Origin of the sequence: Paraburkholderia sp. SARCC-3016 (genome assembly GCF_031119615.1) — a bacterium.
Taxonomy (GTDB): Bacteria; Pseudomonadota; Gammaproteobacteria; order Burkholderiales; family Burkholderiaceae; genus Paraburkholderia.
The window spans coordinates 144,058-160,781 of sequence record NZ_JAVHZD010000009.1; the positions used below are offsets into that span (position 1 = coordinate 144,058).

The window sequence follows — 16,724 nt, forward strand, 5'->3', positions numbered from 1 at the left end:
CCCTTATTCTTCGTAGACCGATGCGCCGACCTGCACATGCGGATGGTTGCCATGCTTGTCGACGAGATGCTCGTCGCCGGTCAGCTTGCGCAGCACGACGTAGAACACGGGCGTGAGCATGAGCCCGAAGAGGGTCACGCCGAGCATGCCGAAGAACACCGCGATACCCATCGCGCGGCGCATTTCCGCGCCGGCGCCGACCGAAATGACAAGCGGCACCACACCCATGATGAAGGCGATCGACGTCATCAGAATCGGTCGCAGGCGCAGCCGGCAGGCTTCGATCGCCGCGTCGATGATCGAACGTCCGCCCATTTCGAGTTCGCGCGCGAATTCCACGATCAGGATCGCGTTCTTCGCCGAGAGCCCGACCAGCACCATCAGGCCGATCTGCGTGAAGATGTTGTTGTCGCTGCGCATGAGCCACACGCCGAGGAGCGCGGACAGCAGGCTCATCGGCACGATCAGAATCACCGCGAGCGGCAGCGTCAGGCTTTCGTACAGCGCGGCAAGCACGAGGAACACGAGCAGCACGCTGATCGGGAAGATCCATAGCGCCGAGTCGCCGGCGAGAATCTGCTGATAGGTGAGGTCGGTCCATTCGAACTTGATGCCGCGCGGCAGCACTTGCGCGGCGATCCGTTCGGCGGCGGCCTGCGCCTGGTTCGACGAGTAGCCGGGCGCGGGTCCGCCGTTGATGTCCGCGGCGGTGTACGCGTTGTACCGCACGACCATCTCCGGCCCGTAGGTCGGCGTCACCTTCACGACCGACGACAGCGGCACCATCTCGCCCGCGGCGTTACGCGTCTTCAGAAGACCGATGTCGGCGGCCGTCGAGCGGAACGGCGCATCGGCCTGCGCGCGCACCTGGTAGACGCGGCCGAAGCGGTTGAAGTCGTTGATGTACAGCGAGCCGAGATAGATCTGCATCGTGTCGAATACGTCGGTGATCGACACGCCGAGCTGTTTGGCCCGTACACGGTCGAGATCGACGTTCAGCTGCGGCACGTTGATCTGATAGCTCGAGAAGGTCGGTCCCAGTTCCGGCGTTTGCGCGGCCTTCTTCACGAACGCCTGCACTGCATTGTTGAGCGCATCGTAGCCAAGCGCGCCGCGGTCTTCGAGCTGCATCTTGAAGCCGCCGAGCGTACCGAGACCGAGCACCGGCGGCGGCGGGAACACGGCGATAAACGCGCCCTTGATGCCCGCGTATTTCTGGTTCAATGCCGCGGCGATTTCGTTACCCGATTCGCCCTTGCCGCGCGATGCGGACGGATAAAGCTTCGCGAACATGATGCCGGCGCTCGACGAGTTCGTGAAACCGTTCACCGACAGGCCCGGGAACGCGACTGCGTGCTGCACGCCCGGCTGCTTCAGCGCGATCGCGCTCATCTGGCGGATCACGTCTTCCGTGCGGTCGATCGACGCGCCGTTGGGCAATTGTGCGAAGCAGATCACGTAGTCCTTGTCCTGCGCAGGCACGAAGCCGCCGGGGACGATCTTCGCCATCAGCCCTGCGCATACGAGCAGCACCGCGTAGACGCACAGCATCAGCCCGCGGTGGCGGATCACGCCTTTCACGCCTTTGCCGTAGTTCTCGGAACCGCGGTTGAAGACGCGGTTGAAGTGATGGAAAAAGCGCCCGAGCACCTTGTCCATGGCGCGCGTGAGCCAGTCCTTCGGCGCGTGATGGTCTTTCAGCAGCAGAGCCGAAAGGGCGGGCGACAGCGTCAGCGAGTTGAAGGCCGAGATCACGGTCGAGATCGCGATGGTCATCGCGAACTGCTTGTAGAACTGGCCGGTCAGGCCCGACATGAACGCGAGCGGCACGAACACGGCGACGAGCGTACAGGCGATCGCGATAATCGGTCCGCTTACCTCGCGCATCGCCTCGTAAGTGGCCTCGCGCGCGCTGAGCCCGTTACCGATATTGCGCTCGACGTTCTCGACGACGACGATCGCATCGTCGACCACGATACCGATGGCGAGCACCATGCCGAACAGAGAAAGCGCGTTGATCGTGAAGCCGAACGCGAGCATCAGCGAAAACGTGCCGATAATCGACACCGGCACCGCCAGCAGCGGAATGATCGAGGCGCGCCAGGTCTGCAGGAACACGATCACGACAATCACCACCAGCACGATCGCCTCGATCAGCGTGTGGATCACCGCCTTGATACTGTCGCGCACGAATTCGGTCGGGTCGTACGCGATCTTGTAGTCGACGCCTTCCGGCATGTCGGCTTTGAGCTCCTTCATCGTCTTGTAGACGTTCTCGGCGATCGCGAGCGAGTTCGCACCAGGCTGCTGGTTGATGATCATCATCACAGCCTGCTTGTTGTCGAGCATCGCGCGCAGCCCGTACTCCTGCGCATCGAGATCGACACGCGCGACATCGCCGAGGCGCGTGACCGCGCCGTTGGTCCCCGCCTTCAGCACGATCTCGCGGAATTCGTCGGCCGTCGTCAGGCGCCCGCGCGCGTTCACGTTCAGCTGCAGCGGCGCGGTCGACGGCGCGCCGCCGACAATACCGGCTGCGACCTGAATGTTCTGCTCGCGGATCGCGTTGATCACGTCGGTCGCGGTCATGTCGTGCTCGGCGATTTTCTGCGGATCGAGCCAGATACGCATCGCGTAGTCGCCCGAGCCCCACAGCTGCACTTCGCCGACACCGGGAATCCGGCTCAGGCGGTCTTTCACGTTGATCAGCGCGTAATTGCGCAGATAGGTCATGTCATAGCGGCCGTCCGGCGAGATCAGGTTCACACCCATCGTCAGCGTCGGCGAGCTTTTGATGGTCGTGACGCCGAGCCGCTGCACTTCGTCGGGCAGGCGCGGCAGCGCCTGATTGACGCGGTTCTGCACGAGCTGCGTCGCGAGGTCCGGGTCCATGCCGAGCTTGAACGTGACGGTGGTCGTCATGTTGCCGTCGCTATTGGCCTGCGACTGCATGTACAGCATGTTCTCGACGCCGTTGATCTGCTCCTCGATCGGCGACGCGACGGTCTCCGCAATCACCTTCGGGTTCGCGCCCGGGTATTGCGCCTTCACGACCACCGACGGCGGGATCACTTCGGGGTATTCGGCAGTCGGCAGATTCACGAGTGAGATGATGCCGCCGAGCAGAATCAGCATCGAAAGCACGCCCGCGAAGATCGGCCGGTCGATGAAGAATCGGGATATGTTCATGATGGACTTCCGTCGTATTGCTTCGAATGGCTGCGAATCGTTGCTTCAAATCGCCGCTTCAAATCGTTGCTTCAATCGCTGCTTCATGTCGTTCAGGCGGCAGAGCCGCTCGCGCGCGCGGCCGTCGCCATATCGACGTCGTGGACTTTGATGAGGTCGCCGGGACGCGCACGCTGGATGCCGCTCACGACGATCCGGTCGCCTGCTTTCAAGCCGCTCGTCACGACGCGCAGACCTTCGTGCAGTTCGCCCTGGACGATTTCCCGGTACTGCACGTGATTCGTGCTGTCGACGACGAGCACGAATTTCTTCGCCTGGTCGGTGCCGATCGCCGCATCGTCGATCAGGATCGCCGGGTGCCGCTGGCCGCCGCCGACCTGCACGCGCGCATAGAGGCCGGGCACGAGCGAGCCGTCGGCGTTGTCGAGGCGCGCGCGCACGCGGATCGTGCCGGAACTCGTGTCGAGATGGTTGTCGACGAAGTAGATCGAGCCCTGGCGCGAATACGTCGTTTCGTTCGCCAGTTCGATCGATACGGGCACCGGGTGGCCGGCGTCGCGATTCAGATACGCGAGATACGTGTGTTCGTCGACGTCGAACGCCGCATAGATCGGCGAGACCGACACGAGCGTCGACAGCACCGGCGCGTTCGCGCCCGGCGCGACAACGTTGCCGACCGTCAGCAGCGCGCGCGACATGCGGCCCGCGACCGGTGCTTTGATCTGCGTGTAGTCGAGATTGACCTTCGCGGCTTCGAGCGCGGCCTGCGCGGCTTTCACGTTGGCGATCGCTTCGCGCGCGCGGCTTTGCGTTTCGTCGTAATCGCGCTTTGCGATCGCGTTGTCGGGCAGCAGCCGATCGGCGCGCGCGGCGTCCGCGTCGGTATATTTCTCCCGCGCCAACGCCATGGCAAGCTGCGCGGCCGCGCGATCGACTTCGGCCTGATACGGGCGCGGGTCGATCGTGAAGAGCGGGTCGCCTTTCTTGACGAGCGCGCCGTCCCTGAAGTGCACCGCCACGATCGTGCCTGGCACGAGCGGCTTGATTTCGACGGCGTCGATCGCTTCGAGCCGGCCGGAATAATCCTGATAGTCGACGATCGGACGCGAAATCACAGTCGCGACATCGACTTCGACCGCGGGCGGTGCCGCCTGGTCGGCCGCCGCGGCCTGACTTACGGGACTTGCGTCGTTGCGCCACGCGGCGAGTGCGCCCGCCCCGCCGATCACAATGAGTGCGCCAAACACCCAGACCACGCGTTTTGAGTTTTTCAGCATATTGGTATCCCGACCGAATCAAGTTGATGCTTTAAAGCGAAGGCGGATTCGATGGGCGAATGAGCGCGGCGCGGCCATGCAAGCATGGCTGCCTGACTGATTCGCACGACCGGGGTTGTCCGCCGCGACAAGAAGACTGTGTAGAGGCCGCGCACACGCAGTCCACACGAAGCACATAACACCCGAGCGGCCGATTAATGCCGAACTGGATCAGGTGAATTTCTTAAAAAACGATGAGTTGCAACCGCGCAGAGAATTGACTTCGGCCATGCGCGCAGCGATTGAAAGGGCGGCGACATGGCTTTACGAAGTCGCCGTGATTGTCGCTGCAAGCATGCTGTCGGATAAACGCTGGAGCCTGGAGGAAACTATTGTGCTAAACGGCTTCATGTTTAATCTTTTGCACGGAATAAGCGGGCGTCTTCAGGTGTCGCGCCGCGCCGTGCGCGTGGCTACATGACTTCGTCTTCCGGTTGCTGCGCGTTCGATGGAGGAGGCGAGCGCAAACCATGTTCGTCCGCCAGCGCGCCGATCGAGCGGCGGGCACGCGCAAGCCGGCTCATCACCGTGCCGATCGGCACATCGAGGGCCACGGCCGCTTCCTGATAGGTCAATCCTTCGACTGCGACGAGCAGTAGCGTGTTGCGCTGTGCTTCGGGCAAGCGCGCCACCACCTCGATGATCTGCCGGTTCATTACATCGGTTTCGGGCGTTCGTGCATCCGGGTCGGCGACCACTTCGAGCAGCGCGTCGTCCCATGCGACATTCGTGCGGCCCCGGATGCTGCGCGCGCGTACCTCGTTGAGCCAGATCGAATGCGCGATCGCAAAGACCCAGCTAAGCGGCGACGTCTCGACTCGCAACTGATGCTGCCGTTCGAGCGCGCGCACACAGGTGTGCTGAACGAGGTCTTCGGCGTCGTGACGGTTACCCGCGATCCGTAATGCAAATGCCCACAGTCGCGGCAGCAGGTCGGGGAGCAAGGAGGCTAAGTCGGGGCCGGTCATCGGCGGTGATTCCTGATCGATGCTCACGGCGCATGTGCCGTCGAGCGAACCGCGCACCGAATACGGTTCGGGCGAGTTATTTTGACATTCGTGTCAACATTGTCAACGATGTCGACTATCGCGTAACGCGAACGGTCTTTTGCATGGCGCAGCGGTAATCTTCCCTTCACATTGGCCCGCGGCTCGTGGTTTCGCTATCATGTGGCCGTGCCGTCGTCGCCCGGGAGCCGTTTTGCAGCCACCGCGTCTTGCACTTTCCGCCCATTCCGATCGAAATCTCTTTCTCACTCTTTACGCGGTGATGGCCGTGGGCCTGATCGTCGCTGCCGCGCTGTTTATCTACGAGGCGCGCAAGATCGTCGACGACGGTTTGCGCGACGAGGAGGCGTTTGCGGTGCTCGGCACGGCGAACCGGGTGCTGCACGACCTCGAAAACGCCGAGACGGGCCAGCGCGGGTATCTGCTGACCGGCGACGAGCGTTACCTCGCGACGTACCGCAGCGGCATCGAGGATCTCGACGATACGGTCCTGCGCCTTCAACGCGTTGTAACGAACGACGAAAAATCCGTCGAAACCGTGCGCCGTATCGAGCATGCGAAGACGCTGAAAGTGAGCGAGCTGGCCCGCACGGTCGAACTTGCGCATTCGGGCAATCGCGACGCGGCGATCGCGCTCGTGCAGACGAACGAAGGCGAGCGCTACATGGCCACGCTGCGTAACGAACTCGGCGATCTGTTCGGCGATTGGCGCGCGCGGCGTGCCGCCGCGGTGCGCGATGCGCACGACCGGCTGTGGTACGGCGCGCTCGCGCTCGCGGTGCTGGCCGTGCTGATCTGCGGTCTGCTGGTCTATACGCTGTTCGTGCAGAGACGGGCGTTCGGCAAGATGAGCGAGCATTCGGCGGCGCTCGATCGTGCCGCCGCGCACGATCCGCTGACCGGCCTGCCAAACCGCCGCAGGCTGCTCGCGGCGCTCGACGAACTGGCGCAAAGCCGTGCGGAGGCGCCGGATGCGGAGCGGCTCGCGCTGCTGTACCTCGATATCGACGGTTTCAAAGGTGTCAACGATGCGCTTGGCCACAGCGCCGGCGACTCGCTGCTGCGCCGGCTCGGCGAAGCGCTGCGCACGGCGACGCGCGCGCAGGACATGCTTGCGCGCGTCGGCGGCGACGAATTCGTGATGGTCGTGCCCGCGTATGGCGACGACGCGCAGCTACGCGACCTGGCGGGACGGCTTATCGAGCGCGTGCGGGAGATCGGCCGGCGCGACTACGGCGGGCGCTTTCCGCTTGGCGTGAGCGTCGGCATCGCAACGTGGCCCGATCGTGTCGATACCGTCGAGCAACTGCTCGACGTGGCCGATGCTGCGATGTATACGGCAAAGCAGGCCGGCCGATCGACCTATCGTTTCGGCGCGCGGCCAGGCCGTCAGCGGGGCAATGTGGTGACGTTGCCGCGTTGAGGCGGCGCTGCGGGCGCGGATTTTGAGCCTATCGTCCGCGTGTTCGCCGCTTGTTTCCCGCTTGTTTCCCGCTTGTTTCCCGCTTGTTTCCCGCTTGTCCCGTTCCAACGCGTTCTATCCCGTTCGTCGTCGGTCGCGGGTCCGCTCACTTTGACGCGAACCCGATCGTCGCGAGCCCGGCAATCGTCGCGATCACCGACGCGCCCACGTGAATCGCGATTTCCGCCGCTGCCCAGCCGAATCGGCCTTCCTGCAGCCGCTGCGTGACTTCGGCCGAGAACGTCGAAAACGTCGACAGGCCGCCCATCAGTCCGGTGATGATAAAGAGGCGCCATTCGGGGGCGAGACTCGGGTTGCGCACGAAAAACGCGACGGCGACGCCGATGATGTAACCGGCGATCAGGTTGGCCGCCAATGTGCCCATCGGCAGCGGGGGAAACACGCCATTGAGGCGGATCGCGAGAAACCAGCGGAACAGCGAACCCAGCGCGCCGCCGATGCCGACGGCAAGAATCGATAGATACATGGAAAGGCCTGGAAAGTCGGAAACGTCGACGAACCCGGCTGACTGGCGGTGCACTGCGATCAACCGCGGCCCGATTTCAACCCGGTTGCAGCTTGCTTGCAGTTGAGCCGCCGATAAACCGCGGGCGTGATGACACCGCGTCCGCGGTCAGCCGGACGAAGCAGGCATCATCAGCCACAAGGGCGGTTAAGGGAGAATGCCATCTCCGGTGCGCAAGTCTATCACTGTCGTTCGCGAAACGGGGCGCGATGGGCAGGTCTGCGGCGCCGCCACGATCAGACGACGGTCTCGCGTTCGGGCGTCGACGAAATGCGATGAATCGTGAGGTCCGCGCCGTCGAACTCTTCTTCCTGTTCGAGACGCAGGCCGACCGTCGCACGAATCGCGCCGTACACGATCGCGCCGCCCGCGGACGCAATCGCGATTCCGCCGAGCGTGCCGATCAGCTGCGCGGCGAACGACACGCCGCCTAGGCCGCCCAATGCGCGCAGCCCGAAGATCCCCGCCGCAATGCCGCCCCATGCGCCACACAAGCCGTGCAGCGGCCACACGCCGAGCACGTCGTCGATGCGCCAGCGGTTCTGCACGCAGGTGAACATATAGACGAAGAGCGCTCCGGCGAGCGCGCCGGTCACGAGCGCGCCGAGCGGATGCATGATGTCGGAGCCCGCGCAGACGGCGACGAGTCCCGCCAGCGGTCCGTTGTAGGTGAAGCCCGGATCGTTGCGGCCCGCGATCCACGCGGTCAGCGTGCCGCCGACCATCGCCATCAGCGAGTTGACCGCGACGAGGCCGCTGATCCTGTCGATGGTTTGCGCGCTCATGACGTTAAAGCCGAACCAGCCGACCGCTAGCACCCAGGCGCCGAGTGCGAGAAACGGAATGTTCGACGGCGGATGCGCGGCAATGCGGCCGTCGCGATGGTAGCGGCCGTGCCGAGCGCCAAGCAGCATGACGGCGGGCAATGCGATCCAGCCGCCGAACGCGTGCACGACGACCGAGCCGGCGAAGTCGTGAAACGGCGCGCCGAACACGGCGGCGAGCCAGTCCTGGATGCCGAAGCGTCCATTCCAGGCGATGCCTTCGAAAAACGGATAGACGAAGCCGACGAGCACGAAAGTCGCGAACAGCTGCGGATTGAATTTCGACCGCTCGGCGATGCCGCCCGACACGATCGCGGGAATCGCAGCCGCGAACGTCAGCAGGAAAAAGAACCGCACGAGCGCATAGCCGTTATGCGCGGCGAGCACCTGGGCGCCATCGAAGAACTGAACGCCATACGCGATCGTATAGCCAATGAAGAAATACGCGATCGTCGAGACTGCGAAGTCGACGAGAATCTTCACGAGCGCGTTGACCTGGTTTTTCTTCCGGACGGTGCCGAGTTCGAGAAACGCGAAACCCGCATGCATCGCGAGCACCATCGCGGCACCCAGCAGCAGAAAGAGCGTGTCGGTGCCGGTTTTGAGGTTTTCCATTTGGCGTTGAAATCGTCGTTGCGCAAAAAGCGCGCATTGAACGCAAAAAATGGGCCAATCTGGTTCCTAGATGCGTATTATCGGTGCAAGTACGCACTGAAACAGAGAGGGTCCGCGCGATCACGGCGAGGGCACTGCGCGTCGTGCGCCGCGATAGATCGCCTGAAGGCACTATAACGGTGCTATTGCCCAAACATCGGGCGTCGCGATGCGCTATTCGAGGGCGCATTCTTCCGGTTCGATTACTGCGCATATCCGATGACGATATCGCGCGATTTTTGTCAGGCCACTCAAACAACGACATAATGTCCGTCCCGTGTGCGCCGCCCGGCGACGCCTTCGAATCTTGCCTGCGCTTCAATGAGACTGACCACCAAAGGGCTGTTGCTGATCGCGATTCCGGCCGTCATCGAGCTGGCGTTGCTGTCCGGCATCGTCAAGGCGCAGGCGGACACACGCGAAGCGGAGCGCTGGAGTCTGCACAGCGAAGACGTGTTGCACCAGACCACCGCGATTCTCGAACCGGTGCTGCTCGATTCGCTGCGCTTGCGCGGCGCGGTGGTTGCCGGCGCGCGCGAGGCCGGCACGCCGGACGCGCTGTGGGTCGAGATCGACCGGCGCATCGACCGGCTCGCCGAGACCGTCTCGAACGACCCGGTGCAGGTCGAGCGCGCGGTGCAGATGCGCCAGTCGGTGCAGGCATACCGTCAATGGTCGAGCCGTGTGCAGGACCTGATGCGCGCCGGCCGGCGGCGCGATGTGATAGAGCGCTTTCGCGATCTGGCGAACGCCGACGCCGTCGATAATTTCCGCCTGCAGGTCACCGCCTTTCAAACCGAAGAACGGCGGCTCGATGCGTTGCGCACGAGCGTGGCCGCCGCGGCGCGCGCCCGTCAGCAGGTGCTGATCGTCGCGGCCGTGCTCGGCTCGCTCGCGTTCGTGGCGACCGCTTGCTGGCTGTTTACGCGCGGCGTAGGCGGCCGGCTCGATCTGCTGTCCGATAACGCGATCCGGCTTGCGAGCAACGAGCCGCTTGCGCCGCTCGATACCGGCAGCGACGAGATCGCGCGCCTCGATCGCACGCTCCATGAAACGAGCCGGCGTCTGCTCGAAGCGGAACGGTTGCAGGCGCGCTTCCAGTTCGATCTCGCGCGGCGCGCGGGCGAGCTTGCGCGCACGAATGAAACGCTGCGCCAGCAGACCCAGGAAAACGAGACGTTCATCTATAGCGTGTCGCACGATCTGCGCGCGCCGCTCGTGAATTTGCAAGGCTTTTCGAAGGAATTGCTGCATGCCTGCGACGACCTGCGCAAGGCGGTGCGTCAGTCGTCGTTGCCGGACGCGCAGCGCGAGCATATCGAGCAGCTCATCGATGGCGATATCAGCGAAGCGCTGCATTTTCTGCAAACCGCGGTGCTGCGCGCGTCGCACATCATCGATGCGTTGCTCCGGCTGTCGCGCGTCGGGCGCGTCGAGTACCGGCGGCAGCAGGTCGATGTGCGCGACATCGTGCAGCGGGTCATCGACGCGATGCAGGTATCGATTCGCGCGCGGCGCGCACGCGTCGTCGTGCATACGCTGCCGCGCGTCTGGGGCGATGCGACCGCGCTCGAACAGGTGTTCGCGAATCTGATCGGCAATGCGGTCAACTATCTGCATCCGGAGCGCGACGGCATCGTCGAGATCGGCACCGCGCCGGCTCCCCCGGGCGTCCAGTCGTTACGCATTTTCTATGTGAAGGACAACGGGCTCGGTATTCCGGAGGTCGCGCTGCCGCGTCTTTTCAATGCGTTTCAGCGCTTGCACGGCGATATCGCCACCGGCGAAGGCATCGGCCTCGCGATGGTGCGCCGCGTCGTCGAGCGGCACGGCGGGCGTGTATGGGCCGAATCGATGGAGGGGGTGGGCACGACGTTCTATCTGTCGCTGCCCGATTCCGCTTCGCGTTTGCCGCAGGAAGACGAAGTAACCACCGAGGAGGCGGGTGCGACGCAAGACCTCGGCTTTGCGATCTGGCCGCTCAGCACGAGGTAAAGAGGCGGCGTGTCCTGAGAAGCTTGAGACCGCGGATCAGCCAGTAGGAGCCGCACGCGCACAGTGCCGCGGCAAAGATCAGCCATGCAAGCGGCGCCGCACTGCTGGCGCGGTGCGCGCACGCTAGCGCAAGACCGTGGACGACGATCAGCGCCGCGCTCCACGCCGCCAGCACCGCTTGCGCAATGAGGCGCGTCCCGGCACGGCGCCGCGCGCGATTCTCAATCGACCAGTCCGCGCGGGGCCGCAGGCAAACACACGCAACCGCAGTCCATGCGACGGCGAGAATGACGATCCAGTTGGTCAGGTCCATCACGAGGCTCTCAAAAGTCAGCCGCCGACTGTAGAGATGCCTTTGCCTTCAGACCATCGGATTAGTCTCAATCGCGCGCGGTTGCGCGCAATTGCCGCACACTGGCGTGCGCTTGATTCCGCGCTTGATTCCGCGCTCGCACCGCACGCTTCTGCGGTGCGTTCCGCATGGCGCTCAGAGTTCGATGCGTGTCCCGAGCACGACGAGAAACTGGCGCAGCCATTCCGGATGTGCGGGCCATGCGGGCGCGGTAACGAACTGACCATCGGTATGCGCGGCGTCGATCGCGATGTCGGCATATTCGCCGCCGGCCAGTGCGACCTCGGGCGCGCAGGCGGGATACGCGGAAATACGCTTGCCGCGAATCACGTCGGCGGCGGCAAGCAGCTGTGCCGCATGACAGATCGCCGCGATCGGCTTGCCATTCGACGCGAAATGGCGCACGACGTCGAGCACCTTCCGATTGAGTCGCAAGTATTCGGGTGCACGCCCGCCGGCGATTGCCAGTGCGTCATAGTTCGCGAGTTCGATTTCGTCGAACGTGGCATTCAGCGTGAACTGATGGCCCGGCTTCTCGCTGTAAGTCTGATCGCCTTCGAAGTCGTGAATCGCGGTCTTCACGCGTTCGCCCGCGCGTTTGCCGGGACACACCGCATCGACGCGATGGCCGACTGCCCGAAGTGCCTGAAAGGGCACCATCGTTTCATAATCTTCGGCGAAATCGCCGGTCAGAAAGAGAATGTTTTTTGCCGCCATCGAATGCCTCCGTTGAGGATGGAACACGTTGGTCGCTGACGAGTCTACTCCATCGAACTCGACGCAGGCGCGACAGAAACGCGAATGGTGAAGCAATGGCAATCAATCATATTGAATGGCGTACTTTGCGAGCCGGTGACACGCCCGTGCTTGCCGACCTGTTTCGCGACGCGGTGATGCAGCTTGCCGCGTCGCATTACGATGAAGCGGGCCGCGCCGCGTGGGCGGCATCGGCCGACGATCTCGATGTGTTCGGTGCACGTCTTGCGCAGGGCCTGACGCTCGTCGCCGTATCGAGCGATACGATCGCGGCGTTCGGACAATTGCATCCGGCAAACCATGTATCGATGCTTTACACGGCGCCTGCGTTCGCAGGGCAGGGCATCGCATGGACGCTGCTCGCGCGTTTCGAGGCGGTGGCGCGCGCGGCGGGCACGCCCGTGCTGACCGCCCATGCAAGCGCGAGCGCGAAGCGCAGCTTCGAACGCGCGGGGTTTCACGTGCTCGCGGAGGAAGACCTCGATCGCAACGGCGTATCATTGAAGCGTTTTCGCATGCAGAAGCCGCTTGTCGCGGCTCACATTCCTCAATGATCCCGTTCTCACGACATCCGCTCGCTCGCTGTACCGTATTCGCCGCCATGCTGCTCGCAGGTCTTGCCGCATGCCAGAAAAACGACGCGTCGGCTGGCCAGACGGGCAACAGCACGCTGAACAACGTCGCGCAGCAGGCGGGGCAGAAACTCGATCAGGCGGCGAGCTATGTCGGCCAGCAAACCGACGCGGCGCGTGCGGCGCTGCAGGGAAACGTCGCCACGGCGGCCTCCGATGCATCGAATCCGGCTGCAACCATCAAAATCGACCCGAGCCAGCTTGCGTCGACTGCGCAAGCCAATCTGCATGATGCGGCAAGCGCAACCAATGCGGCACTCGCGAAAGCAGCGAGCACCGCGGGCGTGGGGCTGGAAACCGCGGGGCGCAAACTGCAGCAATGGTCGAACGAGAATGCGGGCAGCAACGCGGCTGCGGCATCGTCGGGCGATACGAGCGATGCGCAAAAGCAGATGGATAAATAGCGTTGCGTGAAATGCCGAAGCGCCAGGACATCTTTGGTGCCGACGCCACGTGCAGTGCCAAAGCATTAGAACAGAAATGCCGCATTGTTCACGGTTCGTACTGGCGGCGCTTTTCGATTTGTCTGTAGATGCTGCAGTGCAGAACGCGTATCGCGCATCTGCGCAAGCGTTCTAACATTCCGTTACGCATCCTTGTGCCCGTTGGCGGCTTGTCGGGCGCAACTGCGGCTAAACTTGGCCGTCTGCCGTTTAGCTCATCCGACCGTCATGAAGTCATGTCCGCCGCGACGCGAATGTCGAGCGGCGCCGAATGCCGGCGGGCATCCGGCGCAGCCTGCATTGTCTGGCGCCGTTTCCGCGCTTGCGATCTTTTCGTTCTGCTGTGCGCTCGCCTGTCTGCTGCTGATGCCGCGTGCCGCGCATGCAGCAGGCGGTCCTGTGCTGCCCGCGCTGCAAAGCCTCATCAATAGCGCAACTGCGGCGCCCGCGTCCGCGGCGTCGGCTGCCACGGCCGCATCCGCGCCGTCGCCCGCGAGCCAGGCCGAACTCAATCATTCGCTCGACAGCGTCATCACCACGCTCGACAACGATCGTCAGCGCACCGCACTCGTCGCACAACTGAAGAAACTGCGCGATGCGACGCAAACCGTTGGGCCGGTCGCGCCTGCGCAGCCCGGCCCGGGTCTGCTCGGCGCCATCGCTTCGGGTATCGCGTCGGTCGAGGCGGACGTCAATCGCGGGCGTACGCCGATCAGCTACTGGTCGGGACGTTTGAATGCGGCGGGCAACGAGCTCTACACCATCGTGTCGAGCCAGGGCCGCGAAAAATTCGGCCGCATTCTGCTCGATATGTTTGCGATGCTCGCGGGTTGGGGCGCATGCGCGGCCGCGCTGATCTACGTGCAGCGCAAGCTGCATGCGCGCTATGGCATCGTCGTCAGGCTCAACGCGAATCCGACGACGCGCGAACTGCTGATCTTCGCATTGCGCCGTGTCGGTCCGTGGATCGTGGCGTTCGTCGCCGCCTTGATGTTCGCGCGCTCGATGCCCGATGCGCTGGGCCGCACGCTGGCGATGGTGATCGCCTACGCGATCGTCGCGGGCGCCGTGTTTTCCGCGATCTGCCTGATCATGTTTTCGCTGTTCGGCTCGGGACATCGGCGCGCGGCCGTGCAGTTGCTGATCGAACATGCACGCCGGATGCTGTTTGCGATCGGTATCTGCAGCGCGCTCGGCGACGCGGCCACGAACTACGAGGTTGCGCATCAGCTTGGCACCAATCTCGCCGCATTGATCTCAACCGTGTCGAACATGACGGCCGCCGCGTTGACCGCGTACTTCGCGCTCGCGTTTCGCCGGCCGGTCGCGCATCTGATCTGCAACCGCTCGTACGAGCAACGCCATGGCCACAAGGTTGCGACCGATGCATTCGACGTGCTCGGTTCGCTATGGCATCTGCCGATGCTCGTGCTCGCGATCGCCTCGGTGGTCGCGACGATCGGCGGTATGGGCAGCGGCGAAAACGTGCTGCAGATTTCGGTGATCACGGCGCTGCTGCTCGTGCTCGCGTTTTTCCTGTCGGCCATCGTCATCCGTATCACGCGGCCGCAAAGCGCGCGCCGTCGCCGGCGTTCGCCGTATGTGACGCGGCTCACGCGTTTCGCGGGCACGCTGCTGATGCTGGTGATCTGGCTTGCGTACTTCGAGCTCGCGGCGCGGCTGTGGGATATCTCGCTCGCGCGCGTCATCGAGGAAAGCGTGACCGCGCGCGGCATCGCCCATGCAATGACGGCGATCGTCGCCACGCTGTTCCTGTCGTGGCTCGTGTGGATTCTCGTCGACACCGCGATTCTCGAGGCCCTCAATCCGGCCAATCCGCGCAACAAGTCGCACAACCCGAGTATGCGCGCACGCACGATGTTGCCACTGTTGCGTAACGTGCTGTTCGTGCTGATCCTGACGGTTGCCGGCATCGTCACCGCGGCCAATCTCGGCATCAACGTGACGCCGCTGCTTGCCGGTGCGGGCGTGATCGGTCTCGCGATCGGCTTCGGCGCGCAGTCGCTGGTCGCGGATCTGATCACGGGGCTTTTCATCATCCTCGAAGACACGATTTCGGTCGGCGACTGGATCGACGTCGACGGCGGGCATGCGGGCACGGTCGAGTACCTGTCGATCCGCACCGTGCGGCTGCGTGACGGGCAGGGCGCGATCCACGCGATTCCGTTCTCGCAGATCAAGATCGTGAAAAACCTCTCGCGCGACTTTGCGTATGCGGTGTTCGAAGTGCGCGTGCCGTTTTCGGCCGACGTCGATGAGGTGACGCAGTTGATCCGCGCGGTCGGCGCCGACCTGATGGCCGACTTCCGCTATCGGCGCGAGATGCTCGGGCCGGTCGAAGTGTGGGGACTCGACCGGTTCGATCCGAACTGGATGGTCGTCAAAGGACAGATCAAGACGCGGCCGCTGCAGCAATGGAGCGTCGCGCGCGCGTTCAATCTGCGGCTCAAGCGCATGATGGATCAGGCGGGTATCGAGATTCCGGTGCCGCAGATGCGCATTTTCACCGGTGCCCAGGATCAGCAGGGCGAACCGTTCTTCGATAACGCTGCGACGTCGCCGCGCGACGCCGCCGTCGTCGACGAGGCCGATCATGAAGCGCTGCGTGCGGCGCACGAGACCGATGGCGGCCCAGCGCCGCGCGCATCGCGTGCGAATGCGCCAGGCGTTGCCGACATGACGCCGGCATTCGCTGCAACGGGCGCGGGCCAGGCCAGTGCGGCGTTGGCCACTGCGCCGGCGCGCGACGTATCGCACGAGCCGCGTCCGGCGCCGCCCTCGACGGGACAGACTGCATCGGTGCCGCCGCAGATTCCGACGGCGGGCGAAGCGGGGAAGAGTTAGAAAAGCTCAGGCACGCATTGCAGGCTGCACGCGTTCTGGCGTGTGCGCCACGGAGCGAACCACGTCATTCACCCGAGTCGCGAACTCGGCTTCGGGCACGCCATATACATGCACGGAGATCGCGGGCGCGTCGCTCGCGTTGCCGAGCCGATGGATAGCGCTGCGGCCCGCGCGCGCGTACGAGACCGCGCCGCGGTCGCGCGCCTGCGTGCGAACCGGTATGGCGTAATCTTCTTCTTCGTTCCAGTCATAGAGTGCTTCGCTGAGCGTGCCTTCGAGCACGACGTAGCCGCACCACGTGTGGTGCGCATGCACGGGGCTCATCTGACCCGGCATCCACACCAGAGAGGCGATCGCGTAGCGGCCGAGCGGATCTGCGGCGAGCAGATGGCGTTGATACTTTTCCGCCGCGCCTTCGCGTTGCGCGGACGTCAGCAGATGCGGCTCAGCGGCGGCTTCGACGAGCGCTGTGCGCACCGCGCGTGCGAAGCGGGCATCGCGCGCCAGGTCGACTGTGTCGCGACACAGATCGAGTGCGGCATCAAGCACCGCGCGCAGCCTTTCGATGGCGTTCGCGGGGCGCGCAACGGTGTCGCCGGGCAGCGCCAATCGGGTCGCCGCGGCGGTGTGACGCGCGGCCTGCTTGCCATGACGATCGACGTTGAGCGGCTGGTTTGAGTGGCTCATGGGAGGCTCCGGTGAC

14 protein-coding genes and 1 riboswitch are annotated in these 16,724 nt (G+C 64.1%); of the genes, 6 read left to right on the top strand and 8 right to left on the bottom strand.

Annotated elements, in window-relative coordinates; translation table 11 throughout:
* Window positions 1-3: 3 nt before the first annotated feature.
* Window positions 4-3,189 (bottom strand): multidrug efflux RND transporter permease subunit, encoded by a 3,186-nt coding sequence (locus tag QYH69_RS11465; RefSeq protein ID WP_308831973.1) that lies wholly within the window; start codon window positions 3,187-3,189, stop codon window positions 4-6.
* A gap of 92 nt (window positions 3,190-3,281) precedes the next feature.
* Window positions 3,282-4,466 carry an efflux RND transporter periplasmic adaptor subunit gene (locus QYH69_RS11470; RefSeq protein ID WP_308831974.1) on the bottom strand — a complete coding sequence of 395 codons (1,185 nt, stop codon included), beginning with the start codon at window positions 4,464-4,466 and terminating at the stop codon, window positions 3,282-3,284.
* Window positions 4,467-4,680: 214 nt separating this feature from the next.
* On the opposite strand from QYH69_RS11470, the gene QYH69_RS11475 reads away from it, so the two are divergent.
* Window positions 4,681-4,926 (top strand): hypothetical protein, encoded by a 246-nt coding sequence (locus QYH69_RS11475; protein ID WP_308831975.1) that lies wholly within the window; start codon window positions 4,681-4,683, stop codon window positions 4,924-4,926.
* On the opposite strand, the gene QYH69_RS11480 is transcribed toward QYH69_RS11475, so the two are convergent.
* Window positions 4,919-5,473 (bottom strand): RNA polymerase sigma factor, encoded by a 555-nt coding sequence (locus QYH69_RS11480; protein WP_308831976.1) that lies wholly within the window; start codon window positions 5,471-5,473, stop codon window positions 4,919-4,921. The two genes, QYH69_RS11475 and QYH69_RS11480, sit on opposite strands and share 8 nt — an antisense overlap.
* A 232-nt stretch (window positions 5,474-5,705) precedes the next feature.
* Here QYH69_RS11480 and QYH69_RS11485 point away from each other — a divergent pair, with 232 nt between their 5' ends.
* Window positions 5,706-6,935, top strand: a complete 1,230-nt coding sequence (locus QYH69_RS11485) for a diguanylate cyclase domain-containing protein (protein WP_308831977.1) — start codon at window positions 5,706-5,708, stop codon at window positions 6,933-6,935.
* 145 nt (window positions 6,936-7,080) lie between these two features.
* Here QYH69_RS11485 and crcB read toward each other — a convergent pair whose 3' ends face one another.
* Both crcB and QYH69_RS11495 read right to left on the bottom strand, forming a co-directional pair.
* Window positions 7,081-7,461: a fluoride efflux transporter CrcB gene (gene crcB / locus QYH69_RS11490; protein WP_308831978.1), complete on the bottom strand. Its 381-nt coding sequence runs from the start codon at window positions 7,459-7,461 to the stop codon at window positions 7,081-7,083.
* Between the two features lie 154 nt (window positions 7,462-7,615).
* A riboswitch (Fluoride riboswitch) is annotated at window positions 7,616-7,677 on the bottom strand.
* A gap of 59 nt (window positions 7,678-7,736) precedes the next feature.
* Window positions 7,737-8,939, bottom strand: coding sequence for an ammonium transporter (locus QYH69_RS11495; protein ID WP_308831979.1), 1,203 nt, complete (start codon window positions 8,937-8,939; stop codon window positions 7,737-7,739).
* A 360-nt stretch (window positions 8,940-9,299) separates the two neighbouring features.
* Here QYH69_RS11495 and QYH69_RS11500 point away from each other — a divergent pair, with 360 nt between their 5' ends.
* Entirely contained in the window at window positions 9,300-10,973 is a 1,674-nt protein-coding gene (locus QYH69_RS11500; RefSeq protein WP_308831980.1) for an ATP-binding protein, read from the top strand.
* Here the strand turns inward: QYH69_RS11500 and QYH69_RS11505 are convergent.
* Window positions 10,960-11,286 (bottom strand): hypothetical protein, encoded by a 327-nt coding sequence (locus tag QYH69_RS11505; RefSeq protein WP_308832033.1) that lies wholly within the window; start codon window positions 11,284-11,286, stop codon window positions 10,960-10,962. The two genes, QYH69_RS11500 and QYH69_RS11505, sit on opposite strands and share 14 nt — an antisense overlap.
* Window positions 11,287-11,460: 174 nt before the next feature.
* Complete coding sequence (locus tag QYH69_RS11510) at window positions 11,461-12,042, bottom strand: DJ-1/PfpI family protein (protein ID WP_308831981.1); 582 nt, start codon at window positions 12,040-12,042, stop codon at window positions 11,461-11,463.
* Window positions 12,043-12,137: 95 nt separating this feature from the next.
* Here QYH69_RS11510 and QYH69_RS11515 point away from each other — a divergent pair, with 95 nt between their 5' ends.
* The 3 genes from QYH69_RS11515 (at window position 12,138) to QYH69_RS11525 (ending at window position 16,021) form a co-directional block, all read left to right on the top strand.
* Window positions 12,138-12,635 (top strand): GNAT family N-acetyltransferase, encoded by a 498-nt coding sequence (locus tag QYH69_RS11515; protein ID WP_308831982.1) that lies wholly within the window; start codon window positions 12,138-12,140, stop codon window positions 12,633-12,635.
* 47 nt (window positions 12,636-12,682) lie between these two features.
* The gene (locus tag QYH69_RS11520; protein ID WP_308831983.1) at window positions 12,683-13,117 is read left to right on the top strand and encodes a hypothetical protein; all 435 of its coding nucleotides are present in this window, start codon (window positions 12,683-12,685) and stop codon (window positions 13,115-13,117) included.
* A gap of 267 nt (window positions 13,118-13,384) precedes the next feature.
* On the top strand, window positions 13,385-16,021 hold the full coding sequence (locus QYH69_RS11525) for a mechanosensitive ion channel family protein (RefSeq protein WP_308831984.1): 2,637 nt from the start codon (window positions 13,385-13,387) through the stop codon (window positions 16,019-16,021).
* Between the two features lie 6 nt (window positions 16,022-16,027).
* On the opposite strand, the gene QYH69_RS11530 is transcribed toward QYH69_RS11525, so the two are convergent.
* Window positions 16,028-16,708, bottom strand: coding sequence for a cysteine dioxygenase family protein (locus QYH69_RS11530; protein ID WP_308831985.1), 681 nt, complete (start codon window positions 16,706-16,708; stop codon window positions 16,028-16,030).
* Window positions 16,709-16,724 lie beyond the last annotated feature (16 nt).

Bases quoted from the DNA above. Each gene is read 5' to 3' on its own strand.
- QYH69_RS11465 (WP_308831973.1), bottom strand. From the start codon at position 3,189: ATGAACATATCCCGATTCTTCATCGACCGGCCGATCTTCGCGGGCGTG.
- QYH69_RS11470 (WP_308831974.1), bottom strand. From the start codon at position 4,466: ATGCTGAAAAACTCAAAACGCGTGGTCTGGGTGTTTGGCGCACTCATT.
- QYH69_RS11480 (WP_308831976.1), bottom strand. From the start codon at position 5,473: ATGACCGGCCCCGACTTAGCCTCCTTGCTCCCCGACCTGCTGCCGCGA.
- crcB (WP_308831978.1), bottom strand. From the start codon at position 7,461: ATGTATCTATCGATTCTTGCCGTCGGCATCGGCGGCGCGCTGGGTTCG.
- QYH69_RS11495 (WP_308831979.1), bottom strand. From the start codon at position 8,939: ATGGAAAACCTCAAAACCGGCACCGACACGCTCTTTCTGCTGCTGGGT.
- QYH69_RS11500 (WP_308831980.1), top strand. From the start codon at position 9,300: ATGAGACTGACCACCAAAGGGCTGTTGCTGATCGCGATTCCGGCCGTC.
- QYH69_RS11505 (WP_308832033.1), bottom strand. From the start codon at position 11,286: ATGGACCTGACCAACTGGATCGTCATTCTCGCCGTCGCATGGACTGCG.
- QYH69_RS11510 (WP_308831981.1), bottom strand. From the start codon at position 12,042: ATGGCGGCAAAAAACATTCTCTTTCTGACCGGCGATTTCGCCGAAGAT.
- QYH69_RS11515 (WP_308831982.1), top strand. From the start codon at position 12,138: ATGGCAATCAATCATATTGAATGGCGTACTTTGCGAGCCGGTGACACG.
- QYH69_RS11520 (WP_308831983.1), top strand. From the start codon at position 12,683: ATGCTGCTCGCAGGTCTTGCCGCATGCCAGAAAAACGACGCGTCGGCT.
- QYH69_RS11525 (WP_308831984.1), top strand. From the start codon at position 13,385: ATGAAGTCATGTCCGCCGCGACGCGAATGTCGAGCGGCGCCGAATGCC.
- QYH69_RS11530 (WP_308831985.1), bottom strand. From the start codon at position 16,708: ATGAGCCACTCAAACCAGCCGCTCAACGTCGATCGTCATGGCAAGCAG.